At 59.4% G+C, this 18,677-nt stretch carries 11 protein-coding genes; 6 read left to right on the top strand and 5 right to left on the bottom strand.

What is annotated here, in order from left to right; genetic code table 11:
- Nucleotide 1: 1 nt before the first annotated feature.
- From VSR82_RS36070 to VSR82_RS36060, 3 genes are all read right to left on the bottom strand, one after another.
- Nucleotides 2-2,101 (bottom strand): hydantoinase/oxoprolinase family protein, encoded by a 2,100-nt coding sequence (locus tag VSR82_RS36070; RefSeq protein WP_498858551.1) that lies wholly within the window; start codon nucleotides 2,099-2,101, stop codon nucleotides 2-4.
- A 314-nt stretch (nucleotides 2,102-2,415) separates the two neighbouring features.
- Nucleotides 2,416-3,846 carry an aldehyde dehydrogenase family protein gene (locus tag VSR82_RS36065; protein ID WP_498858550.1) on the bottom strand — a complete coding sequence of 477 codons (1,431 nt, stop codon included), beginning with the start codon at nucleotides 3,844-3,846 and terminating at the stop codon, nucleotides 2,416-2,418.
- A 63-nt stretch (nucleotides 3,847-3,909) separates the two neighbouring features.
- Nucleotides 3,910-4,806 carry an NAD(P)-dependent oxidoreductase gene (locus VSR82_RS36060; RefSeq protein WP_498858549.1) on the bottom strand — a complete coding sequence of 299 codons (897 nt, stop codon included), beginning with the start codon at nucleotides 4,804-4,806 and terminating at the stop codon, nucleotides 3,910-3,912.
- Between the two features lie 1,006 nt (nucleotides 4,807-5,812).
- On the opposite strand from VSR82_RS36060, the gene VSR82_RS36055 reads away from it, so the two are divergent.
- From VSR82_RS36055 to VSR82_RS36045, 3 genes are all read left to right on the top strand, one after another.
- A complete protein-coding gene (locus VSR82_RS36055; protein WP_498858548.1) occupies nucleotides 5,813-11,305 on the top strand; it encodes a trifunctional serine/threonine-protein kinase/ATP-binding protein/sensor histidine kinase in 5,493 nt (1,830 codons plus the stop codon).
- Nucleotides 11,306-11,794: 489 nt separating this feature from the next.
- Entirely contained in the window at nucleotides 11,795-12,697 is a 903-nt protein-coding gene (locus tag VSR82_RS36050; protein WP_498858547.1) for an aldo/keto reductase, read from the top strand.
- Nucleotides 12,698-12,938: 241 nt separating this feature from the next.
- On the top strand, nucleotides 12,939-13,997 hold the full coding sequence (locus VSR82_RS36045) for an XdhC family protein (RefSeq protein ID WP_498858546.1): 1,059 nt from the start codon (nucleotides 12,939-12,941) through the stop codon (nucleotides 13,995-13,997).
- 74 nt (nucleotides 13,998-14,071) lie between these two features.
- Here the strand turns inward: VSR82_RS36045 and VSR82_RS36040 are convergent, their stop codons facing one another.
- Complete coding sequence (locus VSR82_RS36040) at nucleotides 14,072-14,275, bottom strand: DUF2970 domain-containing protein (protein ID WP_498858545.1); 204 nt, start codon at nucleotides 14,273-14,275, stop codon at nucleotides 14,072-14,074.
- Nucleotides 14,276-14,572: 297 nt separating this feature from the next.
- Between VSR82_RS36040 and VSR82_RS36035 the strand changes: the two genes are divergently transcribed.
- The 3 genes from VSR82_RS36035 (at nucleotide 14,573) to VSR82_RS36025 (ending at nucleotide 18,331) form a co-directional block, all read left to right on the top strand.
- Entirely contained in the window at nucleotides 14,573-15,646 is a 1,074-nt protein-coding gene (locus VSR82_RS36035) for a carbon-nitrogen hydrolase family protein (protein WP_498858544.1), read from the top strand.
- Nucleotides 15,647-15,658: 12 nt separating this feature from the next.
- The gene (locus VSR82_RS36030; protein WP_498858543.1) at nucleotides 15,659-16,696 is read left to right on the top strand and encodes a threonine aldolase family protein; all 1,038 of its coding nucleotides are present in this window, start codon (nucleotides 15,659-15,661) and stop codon (nucleotides 16,694-16,696) included.
- A gap of 216 nt (nucleotides 16,697-16,912) precedes the next feature.
- Complete coding sequence (locus VSR82_RS36025) at nucleotides 16,913-18,331, top strand: aminotransferase-like domain-containing protein (RefSeq protein ID WP_498858542.1); 1,419 nt, start codon at nucleotides 16,913-16,915, stop codon at nucleotides 18,329-18,331.
- Between the two features lie 31 nt (nucleotides 18,332-18,362).
- Here the strand turns inward: VSR82_RS36025 and VSR82_RS36020 are convergent.
- A partial coding sequence (locus VSR82_RS36020) for a hypothetical protein (protein ID WP_498858541.1) occupies nucleotides 18,363-18,677 on the bottom strand: 315 nt, incomplete at its 5' end.

Genomic DNA, 18,677 nt, shown 5'->3' with positions numbered 1-18,677 from the left:
CTCACGCCTCCTGTTCACTTTCTTCCACCACCGGCGCGAAGGAAACCGGCTGTTCGAACACCTCGATGACGTAGTTATCGAAGGAATCCTTGTTCAATGTCATTCCCGCCGGAACGTAGATCGTTGTGTCCGGCTCCTCGACGATGAGAGGACCAGTTAGCTGTTGCCCTTGCCCGACCGCTCGGAACACCGGAACTTCAAAGCGCTTCCCGAGCATGGGATCGAAGATGGAACGCGGCCGGTCTTGAACCGTCTGCGTGCCGTGAACATCGTCGCGCCGCTCCGATTGCAATGCATACGATCCAATGCCTCGAACGCGAAGGTTGGTTACCAGGATTTCAGCTTCCGCCCAGGCGGTACCCGCCCCGAACTCCCGCTCATAGTCGGCGATGAATCTCTTTTCGATCTGCTCCTCCATATCGGAAGTCAGATTGCTCGGAAGGCGAGTTGAAATATCGAAGATTTGCCCCGCGAACTTCATGTCCGCTTCACGGACGGTAGTGCGCCGCGCGGCAGGAATGTCATCGCTTTGAAACCACGCATCGATCCGCGCTTCGAGGGCGCGGAACTCCTGCTCGATTTCGTTCAATCTTCCGGTGACGACGCCGGGCGAAGTCTTGACGGTCGTCAGCATCGAGTCCGAATTGAGCAGTCCGTATGACGAAAATACAGAGGCAGTCGATGGAACCACCACTTTCTGGACGTTGCAAAGCTTTGCGATTTGTGCGGAGAACAAGCCAGCGGCACCTCCGAACGATACAAGTACAAACTCTCGCGGGTCGTGCCCTCGATTCACTGTCAGGGTTCGCACAGCGTTCGCCATCTGGTGGATAGCCAGTTCATGTATCCCCGCGGCAGCCTTTTCCGTGCTGAGACCGAGTGGCTTTGCGAGTTTCTCCTGGATCGCTGCCACTGCGGCTGACATGGACAATTTGATGGTCCCGCCAAGAAAGTAATCCGGGTCAATCAGACCGAGTGCAACAGATGCGTCCGTCACGCTAGGCTCGGTACCTCCGCGGCCATAGCAAGCTGGTCCAGGGGTCGAGCCCACACTTTGTGGCCCCACTCGCAATAGGCCCCGAGCGTCGATCCATGCAAGGCTGCCTCCACCCGCCCCGATCGAAGCGATATCAACCGCTGTCAACGCGGTAGGGAACGGCCCAATCTCTGCCCGTGGCAGCACCCGGCACTCGCCATTCACGATCACCGCAGCGTCGTAACTCGTCCCGCCCATGTCGCCTGTTATGACGCGATTCGTACCGAGCGCGGCACCTAGCCTTCGCGCTCCTTCTACGCCGCCAGCGGGTCCGGAGTTGAACATCTTGATCGGAGCCCGCATCGCCTCGCCAAGCGAGACGAAGCCTCCGTCCACCTGCATGATCTTGATATCGGTCGCCAGCCCTCGCGACTTCAGCGTTGCGGCTAGTGATTCGAAGTGGTTTGCGACGATCGGCTTCACACCCGCGTCCAGAACAGTCGTGACAGTCCGCTCGTACTCGCGGAACACCGGCGCCAGGTCGCTCGAGAGCGTGTAGGGAACGCCCGGGAAATCTCGTTCGATAATCGATCCAACAGCATTCTCATTCTGTGGATTTCGGAACGACCAGAGAAACGACACAGCCACTGCCTGTACGCCACGCTGCATGAGGCGGTCCATTGCGGCCCTCACATCATCCTCTGCGACTGCGCTCAGCACGGTTCCGTGAGCATCCACTCGTTCAAGAAGTTCCTCGATGCAAGCGCGCTCAACGATTTCCGGACGTGGCCTGTATTGGTGCGGATCGCGGCCGGGCCCACGAGCACACCGGCCGATGCGCAGCGAGTCGCGAAACCCGTAAGTGGTCAGCAGCCCGACTTTCGCCCATCGTTCCTCGTCGATCGCATTGGTGACGATCGTGTTTCCAAGCACGAACTTGTCGACCCGGGATAGCAAGTCGCTTTCGTCGATTTTCGCCGCGTTGCACAGCTTCGCGATGACGTCGACAATGCCGGTGGTAACGTCCTTCGTTGAATATGCTTTTGCACGGAATAGCTGCCCATTAATCAACGCGGATATGTCCGTGAACGTACCACCAACGTCAACTCCAATTTGTACCGGCATCGAATGTCTCCTTTTATCAATGTAACAATATCAACTCGATTCTCGCTAATCTGACTTTTTTCGTCTTACATCAGTACACCAAACTAATATTGTGATGTGACTTTGCGCCAGAATTGACATGGCGAACGATCGCAGCTCTGCTGCGTACTTATCGATGGAAGAGCGAGGCGGCTGGCTTCTTTGAAATCCGCCCTGCACGCTTATTTTTCAAGCGATGTCGCAACTTCCAGGTACACGGGCAGCCGTGCGACCCGGAAGCACTCTTTATGGACCCGGCCGGCGGCATCCGAAGCGCGAGGCAACGAATGGCTCCACTACAACTTGATGATCACCGACTTCAGTTGTGTGTAGTGTGCGAGCGCCTCGACGCCCTGCTCTCTTCCATACCCGCTGTACTTGAAACCGCCACAAGGCGTTTGGACGAAACCGCCGGAGTACTCATTCACCAAGATGCGGCCTGCGTCAAGGCGACGAGCAACGCGGTGTACACGGCTGACATCGCGCGTCCAGATACCAGCTGCCAGCCCATAGTCCGAATCGTTCGCGATCGCGATCGCTTCCTGTTCGTCCCGAAACTTGATGACGCTCAGGACGGGGCCGAATATCTCCTCGCGGGCAATTCTCATCTGGTTTGTTACCCCAACGTAGACCGTTGGCTTGATGAACCACCCATCGCCGCCATTTGTCTCCACGCCTGCTTCGCCGCCTACCACAGGCGTTAGCCCGTCCTGTCTCGCTATGTCGAAGTAAGCTTTGATCCGTTCGTACTGTGCATGGGTGGTGATCGCACCATACGATGCGTCGTCCTGCGGCCCCACAGTAAGAGCCGATACGTGCTCAGTGAGTTTAGCGACGAACTCATCGTGGATATCTTCCTGAACAAGCAGGCGCGTACCGGCCGCGCACCACTGCCCGGCGTTCCATGTAAATCCGGTTACGCAACCTTTAGCCGCGGCAGCGATGTCGGAGTCGCTGAACACAATGTTCGCGGATTTGCCACCCAGTTCCAAAGTCAGAGGCAAAATCCTCTCTGCCGCAAGTCGCCCCAGTTCTTTACCGACGCGTAGGCTGCCCGTGAACGAAACCTTGCCAATTGCGGTATTTCTGATCATCGCCGGACCGATGCTCGGGCCATTGCCGACGACAACGTTGAGTATTCCGGGCGGAAGCCCGCACTCAACGGCGAGCTTCGCGAATTCCACCAATGAGCCGGAAGTGAACTCGGACGGTTTGGCGACAACGGCGTTCCCTGTCGCTAGGGCCGGCGCGATCGCACGAGCCGCCTGATGCAACGGAGCGTTCCATGGCAAGACCACGCCGACTACGCCAAAAGGATCACGCCGGGTATAGACATGGTAGTCCGCGCCGGCGTTGATGATTTCGCCATCCATGGAATTGACGATCCCGCCGTAATATTCGAAATACTGGGCAGTGAGATCCATCAATTGCGCCATCTGGTTACCCGGCTTTCCAGTCTCGGCGCGCTCGAGCGACCCAAGTCGCTCCACGCTATCCCGCACGCGCCTCGCGATCTCAACAAGAATCCGGCCGCGCGCGGAAGGACGCATGTCTCCCCACCGAGGCTGTGCCGCGACGGCAGACGCGACCGCGACGTCAACGTCTGCGGAACCACTAGCCGCCACCTCTTTCTGTTTCTGGCCGGTCCGAGGATCTAGCTTGTCGAGATACTCGTTCGTTGAGGGAGGTACCAACTGTCCAGATACGAAGTTCAGAACTTTATCCATTTCGAAGCCCAAGCGAGATAGTCTCAGAAAAATTGATGCGGAGATTGATGAGCCAGGAGAAGCTTATTTATCGCTAATCTCGGTGTGCGCGAGTTTTTCCAGCTGTATAACGACCTTCGTCATGTCTTCGGAATCGTAGCCATCAGCAATCGCCGAGTCGAAGATCTGTTTTACCACTGAACAAGCAAGCATCGGAGAATTGACTGCCTCGGCTTCGCTCAGTGCAAGGCGCATGTCCTTGCGCATTAAGTCCATGCGGAAGCCAAAATCGAAATTGCGTGATAGGACCTTCTCTCCGAGCAGCGTTTCAATGGCGAAGCCCCGGGCGGTTGTACTCTTCGAGAGCAGCTCAAGAATCGTTTTGGCAGGGATTCCCGCTTTCACTCCAAACAAAACTGCCTCTGCTGCCGTGACGAGCGCGGCGCCGGCAATCATGTTGTTCACCAACTTCAAGGTCTGCCCCAAGCCCGGCTGCTCGCCGAGATGCGCGACATTGCGTCCAAACGCGTCAAATGCAGGCTTCGCTAGTTCGAACCCGGAACTCGGTCCCGAGACAAGAACGCTCAGCGTGCCGGCCTTGGCACCAGCCACCCCGCCCGCAAGCGGCGCGTCCAGTGAAACGATTTCTCGCTTTGCGAAAGCGTCCGCCAATTTCCGTGCAACAGTCGGACCTGTCGTTGAATGGTCGACAAAGACCTTGATGCTGGACCCGCCGATGAGCCCGTCTTGCCCGATTGCGACTGCCTCGACGATGTCTGGAGTGGGCAGGCAAATCATGACGACTTGCGCCCGGTTTGCAAGATCTCGGGTGTTTTGTGCGGGTTGGGCGCCACCAGCAACGAGCTCGGACATCGCGTGCTCGTTGTTGTCGAAAACGACTACGTCAAGGCCTTTACTAAGCATATGGGAAACCATATGCCGTCCCATCGCCCCAAGCCCTACGAAACCAAATGTTGTCATATCGCGTCTCCTAAATGTATGTGAAGTCTGGCTCCGCGAAATTCCCTGATAGCCCTGAGGGTGGACCTCGCGCCGTGACGTGGTGAATGTAAACGCCGCGCGGCCCACACTCAAATGAGTTTTTCTGGCCGCACGATTTACTTTTTTTTCTCAATCGCGTCGGTCGAGATTTGCCTCGACAGGAAAACCCCGTCGGGCTGGTAAGCAACGCCAAGACTTCGATCCGTTCCCGGCGGACATGATTCGCGAACACCCTCCTACTCCCGGTAGGGTCGATGCTATTCATCAGACGAATACCTGGATCCGTGTTGCCCATGTAAGGACGGACATTTTTCGACGCCACCAGTGCGTTGCAGCTCAGGTTAGAGCTGCAGGCGGGTCCATAACACGAACAGCTGCCCGACCCCACGATCTAGCGTCAGAGGTTAGATCCGGCGAGTCACGAACCTCAGAGATTTGCGCTGACAATCAGCAATATTCTGTCGCTCCACACATCGTCGAACGATGGCCGTCAGTTTCTACTGAGCTCTGTCCTTTTCGCTGCTCGATCAGGTCCCAGTGCTACATGATTGCCTAGAAAGCAGCGTCGTATTTCGGCTAAAGAAAGTTGTACGCGCAACTATGGAGGCTACTACAATGAATGACGTCGTGGCAAAGCGCATATATACTCACGAGCCACGCTGGTTAAGTCTGATATTCCCGTGCATCGTGCGCTATAAAGCTCATGTGCAACGGCAAGAAAAGCCATCAAACAGTAGACTAGGAAATTGGATCGGAGGAGCGACGATTTTCTCGGCACCATGAACAGATTTGTGCCGTGGGCCGAACTGACGGGATCGAACCGTAAGTACAAACAGTGGCATTCCAGCGTGGGGTTGCACGCCGGAGTCCGCAGCCAGAGCGGCCCGGACCGCCGAATATCCGAATGAGATTCGCTTTACGGCGAAATGGCGGCGTAGCCCTGAAGGATACTTGCATCAACAGGAGCGGTCTGCTCACAGCATCGATGGATATAAAAGAAAATATTTTATGGAGCGATGGTGATCGGGTCCTGTTGCGAGAACAGTCTTCGGCGGCGGCCGGGAAGAACACATTGCTTGCGCGGCTTGCTGCCGAGAAACCCACGTCCGCGGACCTCTATCGCCTGGCGCATGAGTTCACGCTGAAGGACGAGCTTGACAGTGCGTGGGCCGTGCGTCCGCTGAGACTCAAGCGCGAGGGCGGACAGGCCTCGTTGGCATTCGAGGATCCAGGTGGCGAACCGCTCGCGCGTCTGCTCAGCACGCCACTGGCGATCGGGCATTTCCTCGAAGTTGCTTGCGGTATTGCGGCCGCGCTAGGCAAGCTTCATCAACGCGGCCTGGTCCACAAGGATCTGAAGCCCGCGCATATCCTCGTGCATTGCGCCGATGGACAGCCGCGGCTCACCGGCTTCGGCCTTGCCTCGCGCCTGCCCCGCGAGCGCCAGGCACCGGAGCCTCCCGAGACCATCGCCGGAACGCTCGCCTACATGGCGCCTGAGCAGACCGGCCGCATGAATCGCTCGATCGATTCGCGCAGCGATCTGTATGCGCTTGGCGTTACGTTCTACCAGATGCTGACGGGTGTCCTGCCGTTTAGCGCTACGGACGCGATGGAATGGGTGCACTGCCATATCGCCAGAACACCGTTGCCACCCAGCGCGCGGGTGACAGCCGTACCGGCAATGATCTCCCGCATCGTCATGAAGCTGCTCGCCAAGACAGCCGAGGAGCGCTATCAGACTGCCGCGGGCGTCGAGCATGATCTGCGACGTTGCCTCGCCGGCTGGCAGCGTCAGCGCCGTATCGACGATTTCCCGCTGGACCAACACGGCAGCTCCGACCGGCTGATGATCCCCGAGAAGCTTTATGGACGTGAGCGCGAAGTCGATACCCTGGTCACTACGTTCAACCGCATTCTCGGGAATGGCGTGCCCCAGCTCGTGCTGGTTTCCGGTTATTCGGGCATCGGCAAATCATCGGTGGTCAATGAGTTGCACAAGATCCTGGTGCCGCCACGTGGACTGTTTGCGTCCGGCAAGTTCGACCAGTACAAGCGCGATATCCCCTATTCCACGCTGATCCAGGCATTCCAGGGCCTAGTGCGCATGCTTCTGGGCAAGTCAGAGACCGAGCTGGCAGGCTGGCGCGCGGCATTGCTCGATGCACTGGCGCCCAACGCAGGGCTCGTCAGCGACCTGATCCCTGAGCTGAAGCTGATCATCGGCGAGCCGCCCCCCGTCGCGGAACTCGATCCGCAGCAGGCGAAACAGCGCTTCCTGCAGGTGTTCCGGCGCTTCATCGGCGTATTTGCTCAGGCCGACCATCCGCTGGCCCTGTTTCTCGACGACCTACAGTGGCTCGATGCAGCGACCCAGGACCTGCTCGTGGATCTGCTGAGCCACCCGGACCTGCGCTACCTGATGCTCATCGGTGCCTATCGAGACAACGAGGTCGATGCGGCCCATCCGCTGACCGCGAGGCTCGAGGCGATCCGCAGCGCGGGCGCGACGATAGAGGAAGTCCGGCTCGCGCCACTTACCGGTGCGCACATCGGGAGTCTGATTGCCGACGCCCTCCACTGTGAGCCTGAATCGATCGAGCCGCTGGCGCGCCTAGTGCGCGACAGGACGGGCGGCAATCCGTTCTTCGTGATCCAGTTCCTGCATGCGCTGGCCGAAGGAAATCTTCTGACGTTCGATCATGATGCGCGGCAGTGGCGCTGGGATACCGAACGCATCCATGCCAGCGGTTGCACCGACAACGTCGTCGATCTGATGGCTGGCAAGCTGACCCGACTACCGGCAGAAGCACAGCACGCGCTGCAGCAGCTTGCCTGCCTCGGGAACACCACGGACATCGCGACCCTGTCGGCCGTGCTCGGCAAGCCGGAGGCGCAGGTTCACTCTGTGCTTTGGGAAGCGGTTCACCATGAACTGGCCGCGCGCCATGAGGGCGCTTACACGTTCGTTCACGACCGGATCCGCGAAGCCGCCTATTCGCTGATCCCTGAAGCATCACGCGCCGATGCCCATCTGCGCATCGGCCGGCTGCTGGCCGCGCAGACACCCGCAGAAAAGCGCGAGGAAGCGATCTTCGAAATCGTCGGGCAGCTCAATCGCGGTGCCGTGCTGATCATCGAACGCGACGAGCGCGAGCAACTGGCCGAACTCAATCTGCTCGCTGGCCAGCGCGCCAAGGCGTCGACGGCCTACACCTCGGCGCTCGCGTATTTCGTCACGGGCGCGGAGCTTTTGAGCGACGATTACTGGCAGCGTCGGCATGACCTGCTCTTTGCACTGGAGCTGAACCGGGCCGAATGCGAATTCCTGACGGGACAACTGCCGGTCGCCGAAGCAAGACTCGCGGCGCTCTCAAAGCGTTCCACGACCACGCTCGACCGTGCCCAGGTCGCATGCAGGCAGATGGATGTCCACCTGGTTCTCGACCAGAGAGACCATGCGATCGCTATTGGCCTCGCCTTCCTTCGCCATGTGGGCATCGACTGGACACCTGATCCGGACGAGGTGACGGTGCGGCGCGAATACGAGCGCATCTGGTCACTGCTCGGCGACCGGACCATCGGGGAACTCATCGATCTGCCTCCGATGGCGAATCCAATCGCCCTGGCAACCGTCGAGGTTCTAACCAAGCTCTTCGCACCTGTTCTGTTCACGAATGGAGACCTCACGTGCCTGACGATCTGCAAGGCGGTCAGTCTCAGCCTCGAGCAAGGTAATTGCGATGCCTCATGCCTGGCCTACGTCCGGTTCCCCAGCTTCGCCGGACGGCTTTTCGGCGACTACCAGGCTGGGCTCCTATTCGGCCAACTCGGCTGCAAACTCGTCGAGCGCCGCAGCCTCGTACGCTACCAAGCCAGCACGTATCTGTCCTTTTCCCTTTATGTTGCACGCTGGGTGCAACCCGCGCGGGCTTGTATTGGTCAGCTGCGCCGCGTTTCAGACATGGCGAACCGGACCGGCGACCTTCCGTTCGGCGCGCTCGCGCGCTGCCACCTCGTCTCGAACCTGCTATTGATCGGCGAGCCGCTAGCCAAGGTGCACCGAGAGGCCGAATTCGCGCTCAAGTCCGCCAAGAAAATGCGTTTCGGCCTGGTCATTGACGTTATTAAACACCAGCTTGCGCTGATCCGGACGCTCAGGGGCTTGACTCCGGTGTTCGGCAGCCTCGATGACGCGCAGTTCGATGAGCTACACACTGAACACCATCTGCCCCAAACCTCGGTAGCGTACGGTTGCTGGTACTGGGTCCGGAAACTACAGGCGCGCTATCTGGCCGGCGACCATGAGGTAGCCTTGCATGCCGCTTCGAAGGTGGATGGGCTACGCTGGATCTTGGACTCGTCATTTGAACAGGCGGAATATTATCTCTATGCCGCGCTGGCCCGGGCTGCCCGGTGCGACTCCGTCCCGGCTGGCGAGCGGTCGCCGCACCTGGACGCACTGAGCGCCCATCACAGGCAAATGCGCACTTGGGCAGATCTCTGCCCGGAGAACTTCGCAGGCCATACCGCGCTGGTCGGCGCCGAGATCGCCCGAATCGAAGGCCGCGTGGTCGACGCCGAGATGCTCTACGAACAGGCTATCCTCTCGGCGCAGGAAAGCGGCTTCGCGCACGTCGAGGCACTGGCCAGCGAACTTGCGTCCCGCTTTTATGCCGCACGCGGTCTTCGAAAGTTTGCGCGTCTTTGCATGCAGGATGCCCACAATGGGTATCTGCGTTGGGGCGCCAACGGCAAGGTGCGGCAACTCGAGGAACAGTATCCGTACCTGAGGACCGAGGAGGCGGCGCCCGGACCGACGAATACGATGGCGGCGCCGATCGAGCACCTCGAGTTGGCGACAGTGATCAAGGTTTTGAAGGCGGCTTCAGGCGAGATCCATCTGGAAAAGCTGATAGAGATGGTCATGCGCACAGCCATCGAACAGGCTGGCGCCCAGAGGGGTCTGCTTATACTGTCGGATGCGAACGGCCATCGGATTGCAGCGGAAGCCACCACCGTCGGCGACGCGGTCCAAGTGCAGTTGTCCACCGCTCCGGTCACCGGAGCGGTGTTGCCGGAGTCGGTCCTCAACCAGGTCTTGCGTACACGTGAGACTACCTTTCTGGATGATGCTGCAGCGGACCCCATGGCTGTCGCGGATCCCTACGTCCGTCTGCATCGCGCGCGTTCCCTTCTTTGCCTGCCCCTGGTGAACGGCGCGAAGCTGGTGGGTGCGCTCTACCTCGAGAACAATCTCACTACCCGCGTGTTCAGCCCCGCCCGGCTCACAGTGCTGAAGATGGTCGCCTCGCAGGCAGCGATTTCGCTTGAAAATGCCCGCCTGTACCGCGATGTCGCGGAACGCGAAGCAAAAATCCGACGCCTGGTCGATGCCAATCTGATTGGGATTGTCATCTGGGGCCTGGACGGACGACTTATCGACGCCAACGATTCATTTCTCCACATGCTTCAGTACGAGCGTGAGGATTTGAAGGCAGGGCTTCGATGGTACGACATGACGCCTGCTGAATGGCAAGAACGCGTCCCTCGAGAGTTCGAAGAGCTTGACGCGACCGGCGCGATGCAACCCTGCGAAAAGGAGTTCTTCAGGAAAGACGGCAGCCGGGTGCCTGTCCTCATCGGCGGCGCGGCATTCGAAGATCAGCCGAATCAGGGTGTGGCTTACATTCTCGACCTGACCGAACAGAAGCAGGCGGAAAGGAAAATCCGCGAGAGCGAAGAGCGCTATCGCGAGGTGCAGACCGAACTGGCGCATGCGAACCGCGTCGCGACCATGGGGCAGCTCACGGCTTCGATTGCTCATGAAGTTAATCAGCCCATTACCGCTATTGTGGCGAATGCCGAGGCCGCATTGCGATGGCTGGACCGCGAGCCCGCCAACATCACCGAGGCCAGCCTTGCGCTCGAGGGTATCGTCAAGGATGGCAGACGCGCCGGAGACGTGCTCAGCGGGATCCGGCAGCTGGTCAGGAAAGCGCCGCCGAGAAAAGAGCCGATGGACATCAACGAGATGATCCAGGAGATCGTCGAACTCGTCCAGGGAGAAGCAAGGAAGTGCGACGCCCGGCTGGAGATGCAACTCGCCAAGGGTTTGCCGTTCGTTGAAGGCGACCGAGTGCAACTGCAGCAGGTGCTGCTCAACCTGATCATCAATGCATTGGAGGCGATGGGCAGTTTCGAGGGAGCTCGATACGTGCAGGTCAGCACGGGCGAGGCGGACGGTGCCGGCGTGATCGTGACCGTGCGCGACTCAGGACCGGGCTTTGGCCCGGATGGTGCCGAGCGCGCGTTCAACGCGTTCTATACCACGAAGGCGACCGGCCTGGGCATGGGACTTTCGATCTGCCGTTCGATTATCGACGCCCATGGCGGACGTTTGTGGGTGGATGAATTTTCGCCGCGCGGCGCGGCCGTTCAGTTTGCGGTACCCCTGCAACCTGCCGTTTCGTCGTGATTTCACGCGCTGCACGGTGAGAGTCGTGCATAGTCGTCAAGCGTGATGGTCTTCGCCGGCTGGCCCTAATGTTTAAGGGCTTCCTGATAAAGGCTTGTGTCGGCTAACGTCACGCGTTTCATTTGATGTGTATGAACTGGGACCTGACCTAACAGCTAGCCGAGGGACTGAACCGAAGAAGGTCCGCATAGGCGTCTTGCCGCGCACGTTCACCTTTGATGTTCACTCTCCTAGTTGTATTGGTCAGGCCATACTATATTGGTCAGGCCATACGTCGCAATCGGTCTGCCGGATCCGAAATCATGATTAACGCGACGGCTACACCATTTCACTCTTTTTCACTTTGGAGAGCTCGCGGAAAGCGATATCTTTGATGGAGCCACTGACTGCGCTGTGCGTTGGCTCTCCCCGAAGCGTTTGAGTCGGTCAGTGCGGTTTTGCTCGATCAACCGCCAACATCTCGCCTGAGCGAGGAGCAAGGAGACCACAATGCCGTCCAGTGTCAATGCCGCAAACAGTGGGAAGTTCAAGATCGGAGGCGAACTCGAAATCAACCGTCTCGGATTCGGTGCGATGCGCATCACGGGCTCCGGAATTTGGGGCGATCCTTCTGACGTTCCCGAGGCGTTACGGACGCTAAGGCGGTTGCCAGAGCTTGGCGTCAATTTCATCGATACGGCAGATTCCTATGGGCCCGATAGCTCAGAGCGACTGATCGCAGAGGCATTACGTCCATACGACGGAATGGTGGTCGCAACCAAAGCGGGCCTGGCGCGCGTTGGTCCGAACGAATGGCGGCCTTTGGGTCGGCCGGAATATCTGATTCAGCAGGCTTACAAGAGTCTGAGACAGCTTGGCGTCGACAAGATCGACCTGTGGCAACTGCATCGGATCGATCCGAAAGTGCCCCGCGACGAGCAGTTCGACGCGGTCAAGTCTCTCATTGACTCGGGTGTCGTCCGCCACGCAGGTTTGAGCGAGGTATCAGTCGAGGAGATCGAAGCTGCCAGCAAGGTGTTCAAAGTGGCGACCGTCCAGAACCGCTTCAATCTCGTGGATCGCAGCCACGAATCCGTTCTGGACTACGCGACCAAGCATGGCATCGGGTTCATTCCATGGTTTCCGTTGGCCGCCGGAGACTTGACACGCCCAGGTTCGGTGCTGGACACAATCGCCACAAAGCATTGCGCCACCCCTTCTCAGATCGCCCTCGCCTGGGTCCTCCGGTCCAGCCCGGTCACGCTTCCCATACCGGGGACATCGAAGGTTATACATCTGGAAGATAACGTGGCGGCGGCGAACATCCAACTGAGCGAAGATGATTTCGACAGCCTGGATAAGGAGGGTCGCGCAGTCTTCGCCAAGAATGGGCCGCGTTTGCCGGCTGCTTAATATCGCCGTTCTGTCCGTGCGTGACAATGCAACGCATTGACCCTTCATGGCGTGTGCGGGGTTTCAGACTGTCCGCTGCCGGACGCGGCGATCGTAGTCATTACCCGTTTTTCCCTGCTGCGAGTCCGTCATGAGTCGGGGTCCTCGGGCGACATACGGTCGCACCGCTGTGATGCGGCCGGAGCTGTCTCCCACTTTCGGACGCAAAGCTTGGAAATCATCTGAGAGCTCAAGTTAGGTTATGGATGCAGTTGACGTTGCGGTGATCTTGAACGCGGCGAGTTGGCTTGAAAAGGGCCACCGGGTATCGCTGGTGACTGTCGTCAGCACGTGGGGATCGGCGCCGCGACCGGTCGGATCAATGCTAGCGATCCGAGAAGATGGTCGTCTTGTGGGTTCCGTCTCGGGCGGCTGCATCGAAGATGACCTGCTTGACCGCTTGCGCCGCGAAGGGATGCATTCGACCTTGCCGCAGGTCGTGACCTACGGTATCAGCGCGGATGAAGCACATCGTTTTGGCCTGCCTTGCGGTGGCACGCTTCGTCTTATCATCGAATACCTGTCAGAGAACAGCCGGCTTCGAGAAGTCCTGACCGCGATCCGCAAGGGCAAGGTGATCGTACGCGCGCTAGATGTCGAGTCGGGGCAGGTCTCGATCAGCGAAATTTTGCATTTGTCGGAGTGCAAGTTTGACGGTCGCCGTCTCTACACGGTCCTCGGTCCACAATATCGAATGCTGCTGATTGGGGCGGGCGATCTCTCGCGCTACGTCGCGCAAATCTCGATTGGGCTTGGATACAACGTCACGATATGCGATCCCCGTGAGGAATACGGGGTCGACTGGAACGAGCCAAATGTGCGCGTTGTCCGGACAATGCCGGATGACACTGTCCTAGATATGCGTCCCGATGCACGAACCGCGGTGATCGCGCTGACTCACGATCCGAAGCTCGACGATCTCGCGTTGATGGAGGCGCTCAAGACGCCCGCCTTTTACGTTGGCGTCATCGGATCGAGGCGCAACGTTGCGGCCCGGCGGGAACGGCTGATGATGTTCGACGTGACGGAAGATGAACTCGGCAGGCTGCGAGGACCAGTCGGGTTGTTCATCGGTAGCCGAACGCCGGCTGAAATCGCCATATCCATACTCGCTGAGGTTACGGCGTGCAAAAATTCCGTTTCCGTAGTTCGTGCGATTGACGTTGAAGCAGGAAAGCACTCATGCGAACGGCGGGCGAACACTGATAGCGGAACTTCGAGCCTGATTCAACCTCCCGTCGAGCATGAGGCTATGCGCTGACGGTTGTGAGGTTCAACGCGAAACGGACACCCCTGAGTCGCCCAAATAAGAGCAACCAATCTCGATTCGGCCGCTTAGAAGCCCTGAGCGGTTATCGCAGGGTGCGCGACAAGCAATACGACACCCAGAATGCAGCCGCCGATGAGTGCGGCGAGCCCAACTGCCACGAACGGCAGCCAGCTAAAGTTCACATTGGCGAAGTCGGCTTCGTGGGCGGCTCGTTTGCGCACTCCGAAGAAACTCCACAGAACGATGCGTACCATCCGGATGAGTTCCATCAATTCCTCCAGTTCGTTGGTTCACGTCGGCTAATGTTCATGCTTCTCGGGGAAGCAGGACAGCAGCAGTTGCGAACAATTTGAGGAATGCAGCCGGAGCCGGGGGGGCGCTGCAAAAGTTTTCGCCAGTTCGACGATCGCCTGGAAAGGCTCCTCCAACAGGTGCCGCGGGTTACGGATGTTCCTGAATGTCCCGCCAGCTAATGTCTGTTCTACGATTTTTGAAGACTTCTGTGCATCGACATAGCCGAACAGTAGAGCCGACAATACGCCGACCACAAAGCCAATGGCTCTACCATGACCAATTACCCAATGTTTCGGGCTGCGGCCTGTCACATCGCACCGTATTACTTCGATACTCCCCGCACTATCGACAAGGCTTGCGCCATCATCGCCGAGGCGGCCTCCAACGGTGCGGAGCTTATCGCGTTCCCCGAAGCCTTTGTGTCGGCTTTCCCGGTGTGGTCGGGCGTCTACGCGCCGGTTGACGTGCATGAATTCTTTCATCGGCTCGCCTCCAGCGCGATCGAGGTTCCCGGACCAGAAGTGCAGCAGTTGCAAGAGGCAGCGCGCCGTCACAGCGTCGTCGTGTCAATCGGCATCAACGAAGGGACTCCTGTCAGCCCAGCGTGCGTTTGGGACAGCAACCTACTGATCGGCGACGACGGTCGCATACTCAATCGCCATCGCAAACTCGTACCGACGTACTGGGAAAAACTCACGTGGGCCAATGGCGATGGCAGCGGATTACGCGTCGTCGAAACGCCGGTAGGCCGCGTCGGTGTACTCGTATGTGGCGAGAACACCAATTCGCTCGCCCGTTTCGCGCTGCTCGCCCAGGGCGAAAACGTCCACATCTCGTCCTTTTCGCCGCGCTGGCCGACACACCCGCCCGGCGAATCGGGTTACGACCTTGAACACGCCATCCGGTTGCGCGCGGGTGCGCACGCGTTTGAAGGCAAGCTCTTCAACATCGTCGCTTCCGGATTCTTGCCTCCCGAGGCGATCGACATGATCGCGCGCGACAATCGCCGCGCGCGCCAGTTGCTGGAAGAGTCGCCCAAGAGCGTTTCGATGATTTTCGGCCCTGACGGTAGCGTGATTAGTGACACGCTGCGCGACGACGAGGGCATCGTGTACGCGGACATCGACCTGGCTCGATGCGTTGTCCCCAAGCAGTTCCAGGATGTTGTGGGTTCTTACAACCGGTTCGATGTTTTCGACCTGCGAGTCAACCGCCGGTCGCTCGCCGCAGCGACATTTGCCGATGACCCCACCACTGAACTCGCCAACGATTCGCGGTCCCGCCGAAACATGCTCGATGCCGATGTCCAAGGACTGCACACTGACCTCGCGCGCGGCACCCGCTGATAGAGTGTCCAATTGATCGACCTGTACAGCGACACGAAGTCGAAGCCAACGGCAGGCATGCGCGCCGCGATGGCTTCAGCGGTGGTGGGCGATGAGCAAGCCGATGAAGACCCGACCACGCTCGCCCTGTGCTCGCGCGTAGCGTCGTTGCTCGGCTATGAGGCCGCGATCTTCATGCCGTCCGGCACGATGTGTAACCTCGTTGCTACGTTGGTACATACCCGCCCCGGCGACGAGTTGATCGCCGATGCAGCCGCACACATCTGTGCGACAGAAGGTGCCGGTGCGTCGGCCATCGCGGGCGTAGCCGTTGCACCTCTCGCCACTCGCGACGGCGTTTTCTCGCCCGCGCAATGTCGCGCTGCGATCCGCGCTCCGTCGCGCACGGCACCCCGTTCCGCGATGGTATCGATCGAGCAAACGACAAATTTCAGCGGAGGCGCCGTTTGGCCGCTCGATACGTTGCGCGGCGTACGCGATGTTGCCCTCGAAGCCAGACTCAAATGCCACATCGACGGTGCGCGGCTACTCAATGCATCGGCAACGACGGGTATCGCCCCTGACGAATACGCATCGGGCTGGCATAGCGCGTGGATCGATTTCAGCAAGGGATTGGGGTGCCCAGTCGGCGCGGTGCTGTGCGGCAACGGCGACTTCATTCGGCAGGCATGGACGTGGAAGTACCGGCTTGGCGGAGCCATGCGCCAGTCCGGGGTTCTCGCCGCGGCGGCACTCTATGCGCTCGACAACCATGTCTCACGGCTTGTCGAGGACCACGCCAATGCGGTGTTGATTGCGGACATCCTGGCCCACAGTCCGCACTTCGGCGTCGATACGAATCCGCCCCGGTCGAATATTCTGCTTTTCCGCACGCAGAATATGAGGATCGACGCGCGCGCCTTCTCCGACCAGGTGCTCGCACGTGGCGTACGGGTCCGCGTCCTCGACGATGGACGGATTCGTGTGACCACACATCTCGACGTCACGCGAGAATCAAGCCAATACGCGGCCGACACTCTCGTTTCAGTCGCGAACGAATGGTCGCTTTAGTACCGAACCCGAATGGGCGGCACTTTGCCGCAGCGATGTTTTCGATTGCAATTCGGCCGCACGATCAAATCCGCAGACGCGACTGCTGCAATGCGATATAGACCATCCTGACGCGCAGGCATAAACGCGTTAAGCTCCTGAATCGCTGCTCTATTGCGCTTGAACTATCTCGGCACTCGCTCGAGGGCTCCGCGAATTCACGAAACGGTCGACACTATGAGAAGTCCGTCACGCACCTTGCATGCCGCGCTGGCCGCGCGTTTATCCGACGAGATCGAGCAGGGTCTCTGGGCTCCCGGCCAACGCTTGCCATCGGTGCGGGATTTCAGCCGAAGTCGCGGTGTCAGCGTGACGACCGTTCTGGCTGCCTATCGAAGCCTCGAAGACCGGCGACTCATTGAAAGTCGTCCATTGAAGGGGTTCTTCGTGCGCCAGACGGCAGATCAGCGGAAGAACGTCGACGGCCCTGCGATATCGCCCGAATTGGCGGACGGGCCCATAACGCACGATGCGTTAAATAGCATGGAAAGCCTCCCCGGCGTAGTGTCGTTCGGCACGGCACTGTGCAACGAAGCACTCTTTCCCGCGGACGCGCTCGCCCGATGCATTGCCACCACAGCGCGGCGTGATAGTGCACTGCTCGCCACGGTATCCTTTTCGCCAGGCGCTCAACGTCTTCGCGAAAGCCTCGCTTCGCATGCCGCAAACTGGAACTGCCAGATCGACCCCGACGAGATCCTGATTACGAACGGTTGTGTGGAGGCGTTTAGCCTATGTCTTCAGACTGTGGGGAAACCGGGGGACGCAGTGATTGTCGAATCGCCGACCTTCTACGGGTATCTCTCCGCCATCTTCCAACTCGGCATGCGACCGTTGCCGGTACAGTTCCACGGCCGCGAGAGCGATGCACTCGATGACGTGGCGCGGCTCGCAGGTGCTAACCGCGTAGCAGCCTGTCTGCTCGCAACGGCGGTGAGCAATCCAACCGGCGCCAATATGACTGACCGAACCCGTCAGCAACTGGTGGCGCTTCTCGACACGCTTGCGATCCCGTTCATCGAGGATGTGACTTTTCTGGACCTGAATTTCGATGCCGTTCAGCGTGCGGCGAAATCATATGATCGAACCGGCAACGTGCTTCTATGCAGTTCGCTATCGAAAACGCTGGCACCCGGACTGCGGGTAGGCTGGGTCGCGGGTGGTCGACGTCACCCGTCTATCGTGGCGTTGAAGCGTGCGATGAGCATCGGTCAACCGCTGATCATCCAGGAGGCAATCGGGGAGTTCCTGCAGGGTGGAGGCTACCGGCACCACCTGAGGCGATTGAGAAAGCACTGCCTCGTTCAGGTCAGGGAAACCATTGAATACCTTCGTGAGCATGCTCCCCAAGGCACATTTGTACGGGAACCGGAGGGAGGCTATGTCTTATGGGTCCGCTTACCGGCGGGACTATCGTCTGTGATGCTTGCAAAGCGCGCCTATAGCGGCGGCATCACCATTGCGCCTGGCACGCTCTTCTCGCCGGATGTTGCATTCGACGACCATGTTCGCCTGAATTGTGGACATCCGCTCGATGAACGCCGGCGTTCGGCACTGGCACACCTCACCAGATTGATGAGCGAGGCAGCAGGTTGATCCTGCGACACGAGGCCGACGTACGGCGCCTTTAGCACGCCTCTTCGATCAGCGCCCTCGCCGCCCTGAGGTCTGCCGAATCGAATCCTTCTTCGAAACGCCCGTAGGTTTGCTTCAGCGACCCGATCGCTTCATCGCCTTGCCCCTGCCGCAGGCGTAGCCGCGCCAGACTGGTGACCGCTCGCAGTCGCCAGCCCAGGGCCGCCTGACTGTCGGCGAACGTGATCGCCTGCTCGAACAGGCGCGCGGCGCCGCTCTCGTCTGCCGCCGCCGCATGAACCTCGCCCCGCACACGCAGCAGTTCCGGCATGCTGTACGCGCCACCATGCCGCTGCACCCGCTCGAA

Source organism: Burkholderia sp. JPY481, from assembly GCF_038900515.1.
Classification (GTDB): domain Bacteria; phylum Pseudomonadota; class Gammaproteobacteria; order Burkholderiales; family Burkholderiaceae; genus Paraburkholderia; species Paraburkholderia youngii.
The sequence above is the reverse complement of the archived record's forward strand: the minus strand, read 5'-3'. Positions and strand labels throughout refer to the sequence as shown.

What these genes read in the sequence shown, in the direction of transcription:
- VSR82_RS36040 (WP_498858545.1), bottom strand. Translation starts at nt 14,275, where the DNA reads ATGGAACTCATCCGGATGGTACGCATCGTTCTGTGGAGTTTCTTCGGA.
- VSR82_RS36055 (WP_498858548.1), top strand. Translation starts at nt 5,813, where the DNA reads ATGGATATAAAAGAAAATATTTTATGGAGCGATGGTGATCGGGTCCTG.
- VSR82_RS36065 (WP_498858550.1), bottom strand. Translation starts at nt 3,846, where the DNA reads ATGGATAAAGTTCTGAACTTCGTATCTGGACAGTTGGTACCTCCCTCA.
- VSR82_RS36050 (WP_498858547.1), top strand. Translation starts at nt 11,795, where the DNA reads ATGCCGTCCAGTGTCAATGCCGCAAACAGTGGGAAGTTCAAGATCGGA.
- VSR82_RS36035 (WP_498858544.1), top strand. Translation starts at nt 14,573, where the DNA reads ATGACCAATTACCCAATGTTTCGGGCTGCGGCCTGTCACATCGCACCG.
- VSR82_RS36025 (WP_498858542.1), top strand. Translation starts at nt 16,913, where the DNA reads ATGAGAAGTCCGTCACGCACCTTGCATGCCGCGCTGGCCGCGCGTTTA.
- VSR82_RS36070 (WP_498858551.1), bottom strand. Translation starts at nt 2,101, where the DNA reads ATGCCGGTACAAATTGGAGTTGACGTTGGTGGTACGTTCACGGACATA.
- VSR82_RS36045 (WP_498858546.1), top strand. Translation starts at nt 12,939, where the DNA reads ATGGATGCAGTTGACGTTGCGGTGATCTTGAACGCGGCGAGTTGGCTT.
- VSR82_RS36060 (WP_498858549.1), bottom strand. Translation starts at nt 4,806, where the DNA reads ATGACAACATTTGGTTTCGTAGGGCTTGGGGCGATGGGACGGCATATG.